The sequence below is a fragment of the Roseateles sp. GW821-FHT09H11 genome, from assembly GCF_059415845.1.
On sequence record NZ_JBWKOA010000002.1, the window covers coordinates 765,279 to 782,556 of the forward strand.

At 71.7% G+C, this 17,278-nt stretch carries 13 protein-coding genes; all 13 read right to left on the bottom strand.

Going from position 1 to position 17,278, the window contains the following annotated elements; genetic code table 11:
- Positions 1-4: 4 nt before the first annotated feature.
- On the bottom strand, positions 5-1,417 hold the full coding sequence (locus tag AC07PR_RS10550; RefSeq protein ID WP_495135250.1) for an ATP-binding protein: 1,413 nt from the start codon (positions 1,415-1,417) through the stop codon (positions 5-7).
- Positions 1,401-3,428, bottom strand: coding sequence for a contractile injection system tape measure protein (locus AC07PR_RS10555; RefSeq protein WP_495135251.1), 2,028 nt, complete (start codon positions 3,426-3,428; stop codon positions 1,401-1,403). Before AC07PR_RS10555 ends, AC07PR_RS10550 begins: the two co-directional genes overlap by 17 nt.
- Entirely contained in the window at positions 3,421-6,129 is a 2,709-nt protein-coding gene (locus AC07PR_RS10560) for a baseplate wedge protein (RefSeq protein ID WP_495135252.1), read from the bottom strand. Before AC07PR_RS10560 ends, AC07PR_RS10555 begins: the two co-directional genes overlap by 8 nt.
- Positions 6,126-6,926, bottom strand: coding sequence for a hypothetical protein (locus tag AC07PR_RS10565; protein ID WP_377154448.1), 801 nt, complete (start codon positions 6,924-6,926; stop codon positions 6,126-6,128). Before AC07PR_RS10565 ends, AC07PR_RS10560 begins: the two co-directional genes overlap by 4 nt.
- Complete coding sequence (locus AC07PR_RS10570) at positions 6,923-10,858, bottom strand: baseplate J/gp47 family protein (RefSeq protein ID WP_495135253.1); 3,936 nt, start codon at positions 10,856-10,858, stop codon at positions 6,923-6,925. Before AC07PR_RS10570 ends, AC07PR_RS10565 begins: the two co-directional genes overlap by 4 nt.
- The gene (locus AC07PR_RS10575) at positions 10,855-11,310 is read right to left on the bottom strand and encodes a GPW/gp25 family protein (protein WP_377154456.1); all 456 of its coding nucleotides are present in this window, start codon (positions 11,308-11,310) and stop codon (positions 10,855-10,857) included. The genes AC07PR_RS10570 and AC07PR_RS10575 overlap by 4 nt, the downstream gene beginning before the upstream one ends.
- Before the next feature lie 58 nt (positions 11,311-11,368).
- On the bottom strand, positions 11,369-11,668 hold the full coding sequence (locus AC07PR_RS10580; protein WP_377154458.1) for a PAAR domain-containing protein: 300 nt from the start codon (positions 11,666-11,668) through the stop codon (positions 11,369-11,371).
- A 13-nt stretch (positions 11,669-11,681) separates the two neighbouring features.
- On the bottom strand, positions 11,682-13,475 hold the full coding sequence (vgrG, locus tag AC07PR_RS10585; protein ID WP_495135254.1) for a type VI secretion system tip protein VgrG: 1,794 nt from the start codon (positions 13,473-13,475) through the stop codon (positions 11,682-11,684).
- Between the two features lies 1 nt (position 13,476).
- Positions 13,477-14,238, bottom strand: a complete 762-nt coding sequence (locus tag AC07PR_RS10590; protein WP_377154462.1) for a CIS tube protein — start codon at positions 14,236-14,238, stop codon at positions 13,477-13,479.
- A gap of 1 nt (position 14,239) precedes the next feature.
- Positions 14,240-14,407, bottom strand: a complete 168-nt coding sequence (locus tag AC07PR_RS10595) for a DUF5908 family protein (protein ID WP_297526290.1) — start codon at positions 14,405-14,407, stop codon at positions 14,240-14,242.
- A gap of 63 nt (positions 14,408-14,470) precedes the next feature.
- Positions 14,471-15,070 carry a phage tail protein gene (locus AC07PR_RS10600; RefSeq protein WP_377154465.1) on the bottom strand — a complete coding sequence of 200 codons (600 nt, stop codon included), beginning with the start codon at positions 15,068-15,070 and terminating at the stop codon, positions 14,471-14,473.
- The gene (locus tag AC07PR_RS10605) at positions 15,070-15,528 is read right to left on the bottom strand and encodes a phage tail protein (RefSeq protein ID WP_431104049.1); all 459 of its coding nucleotides are present in this window, start codon (positions 15,526-15,528) and stop codon (positions 15,070-15,072) included. The genes AC07PR_RS10600 and AC07PR_RS10605 overlap by 1 nt, the downstream gene beginning before the upstream one ends.
- Before the next feature lie 130 nt (positions 15,529-15,658).
- The gene (locus AC07PR_RS10610; protein ID WP_495135255.1) at positions 15,659-17,275 is read right to left on the bottom strand and encodes a phage tail sheath family protein; all 1,617 of its coding nucleotides are present in this window, start codon (positions 17,273-17,275) and stop codon (positions 15,659-15,661) included.
- Positions 17,276-17,278: the final 3 nt, after the last annotated feature.

The following is a 17,278-nucleotide window of genomic DNA, read 5'->3' on the forward strand; positions in this document are numbered from 1 at the left end:
GCGCCTACACCGTGCGTCCTTCCTTGCGCAGTTCCTTGGCGATGCCGCGGCGCAGGTCGGCGGCCAGGATGCGGTCGCGTCCCGCCTGCATCGCGTTGATCGCGCCGAAGCGCACCACGTTGGCGATCGCGCCGCCGGCCAGCTCATGCCGCTCGGCGAATTCCGCGAGGTCCACGTCCACGTCCAGCCGCCCCGTGTGCCGCACCATGCCTTCCCACAGCCGCAGGCGCTGCTCGGCGTCCGGCATGGGGAAATACACCGCCGACTGGAAGCGCCGCGCGAACGCGTCGTCGATGTTGCCCTTGAGGTTGCTCGCCAGGATCACCGTGCCGGGGAAGTCCTCGACGCGTTGCAGCAGGTAGGACACCTCCTGGTTGGCGTGCCGGTCGTTGCTGCTGGAGGTCGCGGTCCGCTTGCCGAAGAGCGCGTCCGCCTCGTCGAAGAACAGGATCCAGCGCCGGTGCTGCGCCTGGTCGAAGACCTGGGCGAGGTTCTTCTCCGTCTCGCCGATGTACTTGGAGACCACCATCGACAGGTCGATGCGGTAGACGTCCGCGCCGACCTTGTCGCCGATCAGCGTGGCGGTCAGCGTCTTGCCCGTGCCGGGCGGGCCGAAGAACAGGCAGCGGTATCCCGGCTTGAGCGCCTTGTCGAGCTGCCAGTCCCGCATCAGCGTGTCGCCGTGGCGGGCCCAGGTGATGATCGCCTCGACCTCGTCCATCACGTCGGGATCGAGCACGAGGTCGTTCCAGCCGAGCTTGGTCTCGATCAGCTTGGCGGGGAACTGCGTGCTGTAGTCGGGCTTGCGGGCCTCGCCGGTGCACAGCAGGTCCAGCGTGTCCGCGCCGGCCAGCAGCGCGGAGCCGTACCAGGGCTCGCCCGGCGCCTCATGCGCGAGCCGCACCATGCCGAGCCGGCGCAGCGGCGCCGTCTCGTCGAGCATCTGCCGCAGCGCGAAGCGGCGCGCCAGGTCGTCGCCCGCGATCAGGAAGGCCGCCGTCTCCACCGTCGGCAGGAAGCCGCCGTGGTGCCGACCCTTCCAGCCGCCGAACTCGCAGAAGCCGCGATCCAGGTTGCGGTTGCTGACGAAGAGCAGGTCCATCAGCTGTGGCCGCAGGTGCGGCGCGAGCGCGAGCGCGAGCACCAGCCGCTCCGCCGGGCCGAGTTCGCCTTCGCGGATCAGCCGCGTGAGGTCGTCGTCCGGCTCGACCGCCGGCGGCGGCAAGGCGGGCGGCGGGGGCAGTTCGCCGCGATCCGGGAACCGCGGCGATGCCGACCTCGGCGGCGCGACCACCTCTTCCTGCCCGAAGTGCCCGGCCAGGCGCAGCTGCAGCACGCGGTCCAGCCAGTGCAGCTCGGCCTCCAGTGCGCGCGCGTTGTTCGTCGCGCGCGGCGACGGGTCAGCGCCAGTCCACATGAATCACCCTTTCCATCCACGGGTGCCGCAAGGTCGCGTAGCCCCAGGGCAGTTGATCGATCAGCATGTCGAAGGGGCCGGGCTCGACCGACAGCTGCCACGCGTCGTCGCCGCGCTCCAGCTGGCCGGCGCGGCGCAGGAAGCTGCCGCGCAGGCCGTCGATCGACGTGGTGCCCAGGATCCGCCAGTGCTGGATCACGGCGCCGAGCAGGCCGTCGATCGCTTCGCGCTCGGCGTCGGAGAGCTCGATCAGGCGCGGCACCGTCGTGTCCAGCGGCACGCCGCACAGCAGCTTGTTGAGCACGAGCTCCGGCTCGGGCGCCGCGGCATGGCCGGTCGCCAGCGCCTGCAGCAGCAGCACGGCGCGCGCGGCGGCCTCCGGTCCGATGAAGGCGCGGTCGTCGGCGAGGCCGAGCATCGAGAACAGCCGCGGCAGGTAGGGCGACACCAGCACGAGCCCCGCGTTGCCGACGGCGATCTGCGCGCTTGACGCGTGGGCATCGGCATCAGCGCCGGCATGAGCGTCGACGTCGATCGACGAGCCGGGCGTCCTCGACGCATCGGAGTCTCCCTGTCCCCGCGTCGCGCGTGACGCGGCGGAGGACTTGCGCCACGGCAGGCGCAACACGGACAGCGCGGCCGACAGCACGGCCGTGGCGGCGCGCACCGCGCGGTCGAACCAGCGCGCGGGCGGCTCCGATCCGGGCGGGGCATGGCGCTCCAGGTCTTCGCGGACCTCGGCCTCATAGCGGGCCGGATCGAAGCTCGACGACGGATGACGCACCGCGTGGCCGAGCGTCGCCTGCCAGAGTCGACGTCGACGTGCTTCGATCGTCGCGCCGTCGGTGGTCGATGGAGCAGGGTGCTTCGATGAAGGAGACCGGCCCGTCGCATGTGACCCCGACATCCCCGCCGCAACGTCGCTGAATCTATCGCCTGCCATGTCGCCTGCCATGTCGGCCGACACCTGGCCGGCCGCGACGGCGGCGATCCACGCGGCGACGGCCTCCGCCGCGGGCTCGGCCATCCACAGGCTGAGCAGGCGCGGCAGCAACCGTTCGGGCAAGGCCTGCACCAGGCGTTCGCGCACGATCGCCGTCTCACCGACGCGCTGCAAGGTGGCGCGCAGCCAGTCGCGGTCTTCGCGCAGCAGCGGTGCCCACGCGTGCGCGACGCCGTGCAGCGGATCGCTGCCGCTCGAGAACGCCGCGCCCGCATCCAGCGCCGCGAGCAACTGCGCGCGCAGCAGCATCAACGCGGCGGGCCGTGGCGCCACCGCGTGGTCCATCGCCTGGCCCAGCACCGATTCCCACAGCGCCGCCTGCGTGCGCGGCGAGCGGCCGTTGCGGCGGGCCTGCGCGACGATGTCGAGCAGTCGCGCCGCCGCCGCCGGCTCGCCGGGCATGAAGGCGTGGACCAGCGCGCCCAGCAGGTCCTCGTCGAATTGCGCGGCCAGCCGCTGTAGCAGCGCCGCGCGGTCCGGCGTGGCGCGCAATGCGGCGACGAGCGCGCCCGCGTCCTCGCGCAGCGCGTCGCGGGCGAGGCTGATCGGATCGTCCCCGCGTCCCTGCCAGGGCAGCCGGCCATGACGCAGGAAATGCAGCAACGCGTCGCGTCGCGCCTGCGGCCGTGTGCTCACGCGCAGGCCGGTCGCGCGGCCGGATGCGCTGGTCGCGCCGGGGCCGCGCAGTTCCTGCAGCACGCGGCGCAGGCGCTCGCGCAGCAGGCGCGGCGCTTCGGTCTCCCACTCGGCGGCGGGCAGCTCGCCGAGGTCGATCTCCAGCTCGTCCAGCCGCCAGTGCTCCTCGGCCGGACAGCATTCGTCGAAGACCTCGTCGATCACGCGCAGCAACGGCCCCTGCACGCACGCGACCAGGCGCGCCTCCGTCTCGCCCGGCGTCATGCCGAGGGCCTGGCCGACGCCCTGGCCGAGCCCCAGTCCGGTGCCGAAGTCCGCGTCGACCGTCATGCGTTCGACCAGATGCGGCAAGGCGCGGTCGGCGTCACGCATGGCCTTGCACGATCGGCCCGTGGCCGTCGTCCTCTCCGCGTGGTCCGCTGCCGGCGCCGTCGCCGTTGCCGGTCATCGCTGCGTCGTCGATCCCCAGGCGCTCGATCACGCGGCACGCGGTCTCGTCCGCCAGCGTCCGCGCGCGCTCGTCGTCGGGGGCGCCGGCCCACGCGAGTCGCGCCTCCAGCCAGGCCGCATAGGTGTCCTCGAATCGCTGCATCGGCTCGGCGTCCAGCCACACGCAGCGCAGCGTCAGGTGGGCGGGGCAGCTGATGCGCAGCGTCTCTTCCGCGAAGTGGCGAAAGGCCGGTTGCGACGTGCGATGCGTCCACCCCGGCAGCACCACCGTCACGCGCAGTTGATGGAAGTCCTTCGACAGCCCCAGGCGCGCATGCGAAAGCGCATCCTGGCGCAGCGGCCGCAGCAGCACGTGCTCGACGACGTGCATGCCTTCGCTCTCCTGGTCCAGATGACGCAGGAACAGCCGCAGGCTGGCGGCACCGCGGCGCGCGGCGGCGGCGTCGGGGAACTCGCCGAGCAGCCACCATTGCTGGTTCTCATCGGGCCCGAGGATGAGGCGGCGCGCTTCGCCGCGGCCCGCGGCCGGCATCAGCCGGTAACGCGCGCTGTGCTGACCGGCGCGCAGCAGCCCCGCCGGAATCCGCAAGCGCAGCCAGGGCATGCGTTGCAGGTCCTCGCGCACCTGCGCGCGGTCGGACGGCTGCACGGCGTGGCCCGCGGACGGCGCCAGCCGCACGGCGTCGTCCTGGCCGTCGAGCAGCCAGGGCTGATGTCCGGCGCCCGGCCTGGCGACGAGGGTGAAGCGCTGCTCGCGCAGCGCGCGCGTCAGCGGTCGGTCGTGCCACTGCTTGAAGCCCAGCAGCAGGCTCGCGCGGCGCTGCAGCCCGCCGCAGTTGTCCGGCACGTCCCACGACGGCCGGGTGGGATCGAAGCCGCCCGCGCGGTCGCGCGTCAGCTGCACGATGTCGCGCAGCCAGGTGGCCTTGTTCTCCAGCAGCAGCGTCTCGGACTCCTCGGGGCTGAGGTGGCCGAGGAACTGCCGCATCGAGTTCTGCGTGTAGGTCTCGCCGTGCAGCGCCAGCAGGTGGTCGAGCGCGCGGTTCTTGCGCCGCGCCGAGCGGTCGAACGGGCGGTACACCGCCTCGGCCACGGCCTGCGGCGCTTCCTTGTAGAGCTGCTCCAGCCCCGGCACGGCGTCGGCGCCGATCATCTGCGTCCACAGGCCCTGACGCGCGCCGGGCGTGACGGAGAAGAGCTCGCGCAGATGCTGCAGCTGGGCCAGGCCTTGCGCGATGGCCTGCTCCTGCATCACCAGGTAGGCCTTGAGCTGCCGGGCGCGCGCCTGCCGCTGCGGCGGCGCGGTGGACGGCACGCCGTAGCGCCCCAGGCCGTAGATCGCGGGCAGGTGGTCCTGCACCGAGACGTAGGTGTCGAGCCGGCGGTGCACGCCGCGCGGCAGCAGTTCGGCGGCGCGCGCGGCCTGCTCGGTGCGTCCGCGCGCCTGATGGGAGCGGCCGGCCGAGCGCAGGTCCTCCAGCCGCCGGCGCAGGTCGTTCCAGGCCACCGGCACCACGTTGCCGCGCCGGCGCACGCTGATCGTCGGCGGCACGTCGCGGTCGGGCAGGCGCAGCGACAGCGCCCAGTCCCGGCCGCGCCATTCGACCGAGCCGGCGTTCGTCTCACGGCCCTCGGCGCGCAGGGCGACCACGCGCGCGTCGACGACGCCCGGCACCGACAGCACCACCGTCGTCAGGTCCGAGAGGAACAGCCAGTCGACCGCGTAGCCCGCCTCCGGTGCCGGCGCGTCCTCGATGAAACCGTTGCGCAGCTCGGGCCCGGTGTAGATGCGCTCCAGCGACTGGCCTTCGCGCAGCAGCTCGTCCAGCGTGCGCGAGACCGCCGCGCGCGCGATGTGCCGCGCGCAGCGGTCGTAGACCTCGGCCAGGATGTCGACGCCGTCGCGCGGGCCGGCGATGTCGATGTCGGCATGCAGGTCGCAGGGCACGTCGCGCATGCGGACGATGTCGGGATGCAGGTCCTCGCCGAGGTTGCGGCGCTCGAAGTAGGCCGCGCGCGCCGCGGCGATGCGCTCGGCGGCGACTTCGTCCGACAGGACGGCACGGCCCGGCGATCCGGACGTGGCGTTGCTGGCCGACCCGTTCCCCCAGCCGTTCGTGGCAGCGCCCGTGTCGCGCGTCAGCTGCAGCTGCAGGCGGTACAGGCCGGTGCCCGGCTCGGCCAGCAGCGTGGCGTCGTCGAGCCCGGGCGCCGCGTCGAGCAGGTGACGCCGGTAGTCCGCCGGCGTGGTCGGCCGGCAAGGGAAGACCTCCGCCGGCGGATGCAGCGACAGGGCTTCGTAGTCGATGGTGCCGTCGGGTCCGGTCAGATGATCCGCCACCGGGAAGCCGGCGCGGTAGACGACATCGGTGAGGCCGAAGCACAGCTGCTCCAGCATCGTGATGCCGGGGTCGTGCAGGTTGTGGTCGGTCCACACGCCGCCGCTGAGCTGCTGCAGCAGGGCGATGCCGCGCGCGCGCAGCCCGTCGAAGCCGACGTCGCGCTCCTCGTCGGTCGTCGGCGTCAGCTTGACCGGCGTCGTCGGCATGACCGGAGGCGCGGACGGCCCCGGCAGATCGGACGGGAACGCCGAGGCGTGCGACTTCGCGCCGCCCGCGCTCATGTTGATCCTCCCGTCATCTCGGGGTCGAACCACAGCTGCGACACGGAGGCCTGGATCACCTTGCCCTCGCCGTAGTCGCACTGCGTGCGGATCTGCAGCCGGTAGCTCGCGCGCCGGCCGTGGCCGCCCGCCCAGCGCAACTGGATGCGGTCGCAGCGGCGGCCGTACCAGGCATGCTGGCTGCGGATGCGCTTGCGCGGCGAGAGGAACTCCAGCCAGCCCGGCAGCGGGTTGTAGGTGTTCATCGCGATCGCATGCAGCATCGCGAAGCGCCCGCCGTCCTTCTGCCCGACGCCGGCCATCACCTCGAAGGCCTGGCAGCCGCTCAGCGCGCCGGTCAGGTCGTGCCACTCGCCGTCGGCCTTGAGCGGCTGGCCGGCCTCGTCCTCGCGGCGCAGGTCGCCGAGCCGGCCCGACGACGCGACCACGCCCGCCACCTCCAGCGCCTGTCGCGGCTTCGCCGTGCCGATGCCGACGCGGCCCTCGGTGTCCAGCGCCAGCACCGGGTCCCGCGTGCCGGCGGCGCGCGCGTCGCCGTGGTGGAACAGCAGCTGGTCGCGGTCGCCGCCGTAGGCCATCGACCAGATCGCCTCGCGGCCGCTCTGCTCGCGGTAGAAGCTGATCAGCGCGTCGTGGCTGACCGGCGTGGAGACCTCGAAGCCGTTCTCCGGCGTCTTGCGGAAGCCCTCGTCGCTCATGTTGAGCATCGAGTCGATCAGGTCGCCGAAGTGGTCGCTGGTGGGCAGCCGACCCTCCTGGAAGAACTGCTTGAGCGTGTCGCGGTTGCGGGTCGTCATGGCGCGCCCCTGCCGATCACGACGGCGGGCCCGGCGTCCTGCCGCTCCGGTCCGCCGATGATGAAGGTGCTGCCGACCGCCAGCCGGTCCACGCCGGTGGCGCGCGGCGACACCGTCTCCGGAAAGCGGTCGACCGCGGTGAGGATGTGCTGCGGCATCGGCAGTGCGATGCTCCACGGCAGCCGCGCGCGCGCATGGGCCGCGCCGGTGGTCGGCGGCGCGCTGGCACGGCCGCCATGGCCGTTCTGTCCGTCGTTGCCGCGCCGACCCGGCGGCGGGACGTCCAGCGGCCCGCGGGCGGTGTCGGACAGCGTGTAGACGTCGCGATCGTCGCAGGCCACGGTGATCAGCGACAGCTGCGTCACGAAGCTCACGCCCTCCAGCGCGCGCAGCCGGGCCTCGAGGTCCTCGCTGCGCACCAGCCAGTCGAAACGCGCGCCGTAGCCGTCGTCGAACCACGGCGACAGGTAGTGGACGATGGCCTCGTTGACGCGGCGCAGCGTCGCGCCTTCGTGCGCGCCGCGCGTCAGGCCGAGCGTCGCGCGCAACTGCAGCCGGTCGTAGGCGGGATTGCGCACCTGGAAGCGCGCGAAGGGCGAGCCGATCTCCGTCAACGCGGCGGTCATGCGGGCCAGCTCGACCGCGTTGAAGCGCGGCGCCGCGCAGGCCAGCGCGGGCAGGTTGCGCGGCAGCGTCGGGATCACCACCGCCGTCACGCCGCCGCTGCCGTCCTGCGCGGGCAGGCAGCGCGCCTTCATCACATCGGGAAAGCGCGACAGCAGCAGCCGCTCGACGTCCCAGCCCAGCGACGCGCGGCCCTTGTGCTGCAACCGCTCGCCGGCGCGCGTGATCATGGCGCGTTCGTCCTCCTCGCGCTGCAGACTGAAGGAGCGTCCGACCTGCGTCACCGAGGCCAGCCCCGGCAGCGTCGCCGACGGCCGCACGATGGCGCCGTCCACCAGCGGCACCGGCGGGGCGGGCGGCGCGCTGCCGGTGCGCGGCGGCGCAGCGCCCGTCATTCCCGCATCGCCCGGCATTTGCCGCCGCAATCGCACGCCCTGCGTGCGCACGGACACGAGACCGGCGAAGGAATCGAACTCCGCGGCCGCCGACAGCCGCAGCCAGTACAGCCCGGCCGGCATCACGGTGTGGTCGGTGCTCATGTCGCGCGGCAGGTCCAGCGTCACGATGCCGGAGGTCAGGCAGCCGTGCGTCGTGTCGCCGAGTACGCGCGATGGGGCCAGCGTCCGCCACTCGTCGTTGGCCAGCGTGGCCCATTGCACGGCGCGCGGCCGCGACCCGTTGAGCAGGCTGCGCGCCGACGACTCGCGCAGCTGGAACAGCAGCGTCAGCACGCCGCCGGGATCGCAGGAGGACAGGCCGATGTAGAGGTTGCCGTCGACGCCCAGGCGCGGCAGCAGGTCGTGACCGCCGCCCGACATCGCCGAATACAGCGTCTGCAGGCCGAAGGGGTGGAGGTGGAACAGCCGCTCGCCGTCGACGCCCTCGGGCGGATCGTCGTCGCGGTCGAGCGCGATGACGCTGGCGGCCTCGTAGTTCAGCGAGATCCGCTCGATCACCGGCGTGTACGGCGGATTCGGCAGCGGGCTCGGGCGCTTGGTGCGCGCGTTGGCGGCCACCGTCGCGGCCAGCTCGACCGGATAGGCCGCATGGCCGAAGGCCGCGCGCGGGCCGCTGAGCTGCAGCCGGCACAGGCCGTTGCGCGGCATCGGCATCGTGGACCAGTCCTCGTCGGTGGCGCGGCTGAGCTTGCGCACCGAGCCGGGATCGATCTCGATGTGCTGCGTCGCGATCAGCTCGCCGGCCGGGTTGGCGCCGGCGAACAGCGGCTGCTGGGCCGAGCGGTTCGCGCAGGCCTGCCATTGGCTGTCGCGCAGCCAGGCGATCTCGGTGCTGAACTGGCCCTGGCGCAGTTCCTTGCCGGCGCTGCCGCCGTAGCCGGCGTAATGCGTGTCGAAGCCGCCGGGCTCGAGCGGCAGGCCGCCCCATTCGATGTCCAGCGAGAGCCGGTCCAGCGTCTTGCGCGCCGCCTCGGGCGAGCCCACGACCAGGTAGGAGGACAGGCCCGGCAGCGGACCGAAGGGCGCGAAGGCCTTGGTCGGATCGAGCGGGCCGAGGTTGTTGGCCAGCCGCACCTCGCGCACGCCGCGCACGCACACGCGCAGGTCGACCTCCGCCAACGGCAGCCGCGCGAGCAGCGAGTACGGATAGAGCCGCCCCTGCGTCGCGACCTCCAGTTGCAGCACCGGCAGCCGCGTCGGCCATTCCGCGCCGTGCACGGCGGGATCGCAGCCGGTGATGGCCGGCGCGTCCGCGCGCAGCCGGATCAGCAGCGACAGGCCGGCGCCGGCGGCGCGGTCGAGGCGGCTCTCGACGGTCCACCAGCCGGCCGCCGTGCTCAGGCTCAGGCGGAACGCGCCCTGCAGCAGCCGGTCGAAGATCAGCGCGCGGTTGGGCGCGCCGGAACCGTCGAACATCGCGGGCAGGCCTTCGCCGAGCAGGCGGTGCGCGGCGTTGCGCATCGAGATCCAGTCGGTGTCGCGCAGGTCCTGGTTGGCCTCCGCGGTGGTGCCAGGTCTTGCGTCGCCGCCGGCCAGCAGCCATTGCGGCACCAGATCCCCGAAGGCATCGCGGAAGGCGTCCGCGGTCTTGGCGCGCAGCACCGCGTCGCGCAGCCCGCGCAGGTCCGGCGCGGCGCCGGACGAGGTCTGACGCAGGATCACGCGGATCTCGCGCTCGCCTTCGCGCAACAGGAGCAGCGGCGACGCAATGGCCAGGCCGATGCGCGCATCCTCGGCCCCCGCGCCGCCGGCCGCGCCGAACAGCGGCCAGACGGTGCGGCCGTCCGCCACCGGCTGCGCGACCTTGGCGCGGGTGACGTAGTTGAGGTCGCGCTCGGGCGCGATCAGCCGGTCCCGTTCCAGCCGCAGCGTGCGCAGCGTCTCCACGCGCGCATCGGTGACGGTCAAGGGACCCTCGCTGACGAAACGCACCGGCCGGCCCGCCGCGTCCTTGCCCGCGTCGAAGGCGGTGCCCGCCGGCACGTGCACGTCGCCGGGCGCGCGCAGGTCGCGCTGGCAGGCCAGGTAGACGGTGTCGGCGCGCGACGGCGCGAGGTCGAAGCCCAGGCAGTCGCGGTAGTAGAACGCGGTGTGCCGGGCGGGGAAGCGGTTGACCTCGCGCTGCGCCGTCTCGCAGACCTTCAGGAAGGCGACCAGCAGCGCCGCCGCGGGCTCGTGGTTGGCCGTGGCGATGCTGTCGGGCAGCAGCTCGCGCGCCAGCCGGCGCACGTCGTCCACCGCGCTGAGGAAGGCGAAGAAGCGTTCGCGCAGCCGCTCGCGGTCCTCGCGCTCCGCGTCCGGATCGACGGCCGGCTCTTCGCTGATCTGGCGGTGCCACATGCGCGAGAGCTCGCGCTCCACCGGTCCCGGCGGGCGCGGCGCGGCCGGCGCGTCCTGCCTGTCCTCGCCCTGGAGGAAGCGCCGCTCGACCCAGCGCAGGTCGGCCGCCAGCTGCTGGTCGACCAGCAGGTGGATGCGCTCGCGCAGCACGCGCGGCGCGGTGTCGTGGATGCCGGCCAGCGCGCGCCACCACAGGTCCAGCCAGCCCGCCAGCGTCAACACCTGGCGCGCCAGCTGCGGCAGCGGCGCCGAGTCCACCTCGCGTCCGAAGCGCTGCTGCAGCGGCCACGGATCGACCGCGGCGATGCGCGCCATCACCAGCGTCGGATCGGTGGCGAAGAGCGAGCTCCAGTCGCCCGCGTCGTGGTCGTCCAGGTCGATGAAGCGCAGATGGCGCGCCAGCTGCGCCGTCATCTCCACGCGCTGCTCGAAGTCCAGGTCGTCCGGGCGGAAGTAGCCCGGCGCCAGGGCCATCGGGAAGCGCTCGCGCTGTTCGGTGCCGGTGCTCATGCGGCGATCCTCCCTGGCGCGTCGCGCCCCGGGTCCTCGGTCCCCAGCACCTCGCCTTCGCGCAGGTAGAGCGGGAACACGAAGTTGTAGCGGCTGTTGCTGCTGCGCAGCGTGTAGTCGAGCTGGATGCGCAGCACCCCGTCGTACAGCCCGGAGGTGTCGATGTCGATCGCGTTGAGCGCGATGCGCGCCTCGAAGAACAGGATGGCCTGCTGGATGAGGCTGCGGATCTCCGTCAGCGTGCTGTCGTTCATCGTCTCGAAGACCATGCGCCGCAGGCCGCAGCCGTAGGTCGGGTGCATCACGCGCTCGCCCGGCGCGGTGGTCAGCAGGATGCGCAGGCTCTCCTCGACGTCGGTCACGCCGGACACCATCACGCCGCCGCGCGTGCGCCGGTCGAAGGCCGGCGGGAAGGCCCAGCCGGTGCCGAGGAAGTCGTGTTCGCCGTCCATGTGGAGGTGTCCGTGAGCGGGTCCGTGGAGGAGTCGGAGGGAAGTCCGGGCGGCGGCGTCATCCGCCGATCAGCACGGTCGGCAGGCCGATCGCGATGTTGCCGCCGTGCGCGGTGGGGTCGCCGACGCGCGCCGCCGGCTTGTTGCCGATCAGCACCGTGGTGGAGCCCATCACGATCGCGTCCGGCGGACCGACGCAGGTCGCGTTGTCGCCCAGCACGGCGGCGGGCAGCGAGCCGATGAGCACCGTCGGCACGCCGGGCCCGATGACCGGGCCGCCCACGTGCGGGATCGGCGGCAGGCCGGGCGTGACCATGGGGCAGACATGCAGGTCGGTGAGTCGGGCGGCGGGCGGCATGGCGTGTCCTTCCTCAATTGATCATGACCATCGCGCCCTTGACCACGGTCTGACCCGAGGCCGAGAGTTCCGCGGAGGCGTTGCCCTTGGCGGAGAAAGCGATCTGCGCCTCGTTGTTCACGTTCATGCCGGCGGTCTTCACGTCGGCCTTGGACGTGATCGACACCGCGCCGACGGCGTCCAGCTTGATCTGGCCCTTGGCGGTGACGGTGATGTCCTTGGGGCTGTCCAGCGCGATGCCGGAGGGACCGAGCTCGACCGTGTTGCCGTTCTGGTCCGCGAGCAGGATGGACTTGTCCTTGTCGCTCAGCACGATGCGGTTGTTGCCCGGCGTGGTGACGGTGATGACCTTGTCCTTCTCGTCGAACTCGAGCTTGTGCCTGCAGCGCGTGACGAAGGCCTTGGTGTCGTTGGGCGCGGCCAGCGCATAGGGCGGCGTGCGGCTGCTGCTGTAGAGGCTGCCCAGGACGACCGGGTGCGAGGGGTCGCCGGCGAAGTAGCCCAGCACGACCTCGTCGCCGACCTCCGGCAGGAAGAACGCGCCGAAGCCGCTGCTGGCGTGCGACTGCAGCAGCCGTGCCCAGACGCCTTCGGTCTCGGCCTGCAGCACGGGGACCTTGACCTGGATGCGCTGCTCGCCGGCCGGGTCGGCGTCGAGCTTCATCACCACGCCGACCTGCAGGCCCGGCACCGGCGGCAGCAGGCCGGCCGCCGGCAGCGCCGGCACGTCGGGCCGCGCGCTGAACCAGTCGGGATCGAGGCCGAAGTCCGCCTCGGTCGTCCAGGCGCCGTCCTCGATGTGGTGGCGCAGCCCGGTGATGAAGACCGTGCCGCTGAAGCGCTTGCCCACGCCCTGCAGGTCGATGAGCCCGCCGACCTTGGCCTTGGCGCTGCCCTGGAAGCTCAGGTGGCCGCGCAGGCGCGCCAGGCCCGACTTGAGCTGCTGCGCCTTGGCCCACTGCGTCAGCATGTCGCGCGACTGCGGCGCGCCGGCCTGCAGCCGGAAGCTCGCCAGGCCGATGACCTCCGACAGCGTGCTGGTGTCGAGGTCGCCCTGCACCGGCAGCGTGGCGGGATCGGCGGCGGTGCCTTCCAGCGCGGCCTGCGCCTTGGGATCCCAGGACACCGCCATCGCGCTGCCGTACTGGTGCCGCGCGTCGACGTCGCCCTCGAACGAGATCAGGTCCACGCCGTAGGTGACCGACAGCGCCGGCTCGCCGCCGGCCTTGGGCGCGGCGACGGCCAGCGCGCCGTCGTTGACGAGGACCAGCATGCCGTTGGCGTCGGCCCGCGTCAGCAGGAAGTCCCAGTCGCTGCAGAAGTGCTGCACCAGCTCGGGATGCGTGATCGTGGTCGCCTCGACGTCCGCGGACAGGCCGTGCGCGCCGGCCAGCGTGCTCATGATGTCGCTGTCGAGCTGGTCGATGTAGTTCACATTGCGCCGGCCCACCGTCATCTTCACCGCCTTGTCGCGGCAGTCGACGACCAGGCGCGCGTCGTTGTCGCCCTCGACCCGCAGGCCGTGGCGCACGACCACGCCTTCGAAGATCGTCTCCTCCTGCTGGCCGTAGCCGGCCTGCACGGTGAGCGCGGCGCCGGGCTTGAAGTGGGCCGCGTCGCTGAGCGGGAACTCGCGGTCCGGCATGTCGCCGTCGTTGAAGACGAGCCGGGCGCTGGGCACGGTGTTGGCGGCGCGGCGCACGGTCACCGACATGAGGTCGGCGCTTTCGGGCAGGCGCTCGCCGTCGACGAGCACGCTGAGCGTGACGACGCCGACGGTGTCCTGGAGCGGGGAGACGCCGGGCATGTCACTTCCCCACCGGTGGAAACTTCAGCACCGTCCCGGGCGGGATGGCGCGGAAGTCGTTCAGGCCGTTGTAGCGGGCCACCTTCATGAAGGCGGAGGAGTCGCCGTAGATCTTCTCGCAGAGCGCGCCCAGCGAATCGCCTTGCTTCATCTTCACCGTCTGCGTCAGGTCGGAGGTGCTGGCGCGGCTGGTGACGCGGCGCTCCTCCTCCTTGCTCATCGCGCCGACGAAGGCCAGGTCCACCTTCGCGCGCAGCGGATCGCCGCCCGGCTTGAACAGCGTGTACTGCGCCTTCAGCGACTCCAGCCGGCCGAAGAAGATCAGCGTGCCCCACAGCACGCGGACGTAGGGCGGCTCGGTGCGCAGGTCGATGTACTCGTACACGACCTTGTTGAGCTGGGCGAGCTGGCCCTTCACGTCCGTCGGCTGGCCCGGCACGGGCGGGACCACGCCGGTGCTGTCCAGCACGATGGAGAAGTTGACCCGCTCGTCGTCGATGGCGCTGAACTTCGGCTCCACGCCCGGCGAGCCCTGCGACTTGGTCTTGTCGTAGCGGATGCCGAAGCTGTGGCTGAACTCGGACGGGTTGATCTGCGCCTGGAAGGTGACGTCCTTGTCCAGCTCGACCGTGCCGGTCTTGCTGAGGTTGTAGCGCGTCAGCAGCAGCCGGGTCAGCTGCGGCGAGGCGGACATCGACGATGACGACGTCGATGAGGACGACGACGAGGCCGAGGACGACGAAGCGGTGGCGGGCGCCGGCATCTCAACGCTCCCGCTGCGCGCGCAGCCGGTCGGCCAGCCAGGCGCGGCATTCGGCGAGCAGCTGCTCGCGCAGCCGCTGCAGGTCCCGCTGGGCGATCGCGGGCGCGGGCGGCGCCGGTGCGGGCGTCACCTGCGAGCGGATCAGCAGTTGTCTGACTTCGATGCTCATGGTCTTTCTCGATCGGGGGTCAGGTCTTGATCCCGGGGCGGTCGTGGTCGTCCTGCCGTGCCGTCACACCAGGCGGCTCGATCCGGCGTAGGCCAGCTCGACGCGTTCGATGGCGACCTCGTTGCGGGTGGACTGGAAGGCCTCGACCGACCACTTCACCGGATACGCGTTCCGCACCGACCACACCCGCAGCGGACCGCCGTCCTGGTCGAGCAGGAAGACGTGCAGCAGCTGCGGCACGATGGGCTGCGCGAAGCCGCCTTCCAGCACCTCCTGGCACCACTGCAGCAGGCCCGACTCCATCGTCGCGACGCCGCGCGAGAGCACCAGCTTCGGATGCTTGGCCGGCTTGGGCAGCTGGTGGACGAAGGTGTTCTGTCCGCCTTCGACCACCGTCTCCGTGTCCAGCTCCGGCCCCAGGCCGGTGACCTCGCGGAAGGCGTTGTCGCTGTTCCTGCCGGCCGACCCGAAGGTCACCGCGAAGCGGAAGGCCGGCGGCGGGTAGAGCATCTCCGCCCGCAGCGCGGCCGAGGCCGACGCGGTGCCCGGACCCGCGGCGCCGGCCGCCGCGGACGGCCGCTTCGCCGCCGCCGGCGTCGGGCTCACCCGCGCCGACGGACGGGCCGCGGGCGGCAGCGGCGGCGCGGGCGGGACCGGCGGCATCAGGCGTTGGCGATGACGAGGCCTTCGTGCGCGATCACGATGGTCTCGATCGCCACCTCGTTGCCGGTGGACTTCAGGTCGGTGCTGGTGATCTTGGTCGGCCAGGCGTTGGCCAGCGTCCAGACCATCGTGGGCTTGCCGGCCTCGTCCAGGAGACTGATGGTCACCGGCTTGCGCTTGATGGTGTTCATCTTGATCTCGTTGAACCAGTCCCAGAACTTGTTGTCGCCCTTGAAGACGCCTTTCTTCATCGTGACGTCGCTGTACTTCTTCATGCCCGGCATCTTGAGCACCGAGAACGCGGGGCTGTCCCCGTGCCGGTACTCGATGGGCTGGGCTTCCACGTCCAGGCCGGAGACCTCCTGGAAGGACATCACCGCCGAGTCCCACTTCACTTCGAAACGGAACTTGGGGAGGGGCCACACCGTGCCCGATTGCGCTGATCCGTCGTCTGCCATTGCCTGCCTCCACGAGGGTTATGAGGTCGAAAATTGAGGGTGCGCGATACGGCGCCGCGATATGGCGCCGCGATGCCGCGCCGAGATCCGGGGACGCCCGCGATGCCGATGGCATCGGGGACGCGCGGCATCACGACTTCTGCATCTGCTGCTGGAAGGTGATCTCGATGAACTCGGCCGGGCGGCTGATGGCGACCAGGACGGTCACGCGCAGGATGCCCTCGAGGATGTCCTCGGCGGTCATCGTCTCGCCCAGGCCGACGTGGACGCTGAAGGCGTCGTCGGGGACCGCGCCGGCCAGGCCGCCGCGCTTCCAGATCCCGGTGAGGAAGCTGGAGATCATGCTCTTGATGGTCACCCAGGTATTGGCCACGTTGGGCTCGAACACCATCGCCTTGGACGCCAGCCGGCAGGACTCCTCCAGCATGATCATCGTGCGGCGCACGTTGATGTAGCGCCAGTCCAGGCTGTTGCCGTCCAGCGTGCGGGCGCCCCAGACGAGCACGCCCTCGCCGATGAAGGACCGGATCGCATTGATCGACTTGCCCTGCGTCGTGACGTTGAGGTCTTCCTGGTCCTCGTGCGAGATGGTCACCTCGGGCGACACCACGCCGTTGAGGCTGACGTTGGCGGGCGCCTTCCAGACGCCGCGGCTGTTGTCGACCATCGTGTACACGCCAGCCATCGCGGCCGAGGGCGGCAGCAGGTTGAGCCGGTTGCGCGCCTCGGTCATCACCGTGTTGTAGAGCGGGCTCATCGAGACCAGGCTCTTGTGCAGCAGCGACTTGTGCGTCTCCACCGCGACGGCGAGCGCGGCGGGCGTCAGCGCCTTCTGCTTCTCCAGGTCGGACTTGGTGGAGGTGTTGACCAGGTCGGTGACGTACTTGGTCCAGTCCTCGTCGGTCTTGAGGATGTCGGCCACGGCCTGCGTCTGCTGCGCGGCGCGCGGGGGCATCGCGGGGTCGACGGCGTCGGGCAGCGACAGCTCCTTGCGCAGCAGCTGGGCCAGCAGCGCCGGGTTGGCGATGCGGGTGTAGTCCAGGTCCTTGTCCTGCACGACGGTGGTGTTGACCCACGGGTAGTAGGCCGCGGCGAAGTCCAGGAAGTTGACGCCCAGGTCGTTGCGGAAGCCCTCGATCGGATCGCCGCCCGGGTCCTTGCGGTCCAGGTAGCCGTTCCAGACGTCGAGGATAGCGATGCGGTTGCGCATGCGGCCGCCGCAGTGCTGCAGCATGGCCTGCTGGACCGCGACGCAGTCGGCGCGCTTGAGCAGCACCGCGTCGGGGATGACCAGCATGGTCGGTTCCTGCTCCTTGATCAGCGTGTCGATGCCGTCGGTGAGCGCCTGCGCCTCGACCAGGCCGCCGTAGTTGCCCACGGAGACGACGTAGCAGGGACCGCCGCCGTTCTGGAAGAAGTGGACCATGCCGTGGTACAGCAGGAAGCGGCCGCCTTCGGCGCCGTCGGCCTGGGTCAGGGCGTAGTCCTTGTCGTCGCCGCGGAAGTCGGAGCGCGTGTTGGGCGGCGCCTCGGCGATGGTCAGGTGGGGGTCGGGGCCGTGGCCGAAGTAGGTGTGGTACTCCGCCATCGAGCTGATGCGCCAGGGCTTGTTCAGCAGCGACTTGCCGCCGTTCTCGGCCCGGCGGGTGTAGCCGACGAAGGCGGGCACCGCGGTGGCCACCTCGACGACCGAATTGGGAAACGCATTCTTCTCGACGATATAGACACCGGGTGTCTTCATAGCCATGGC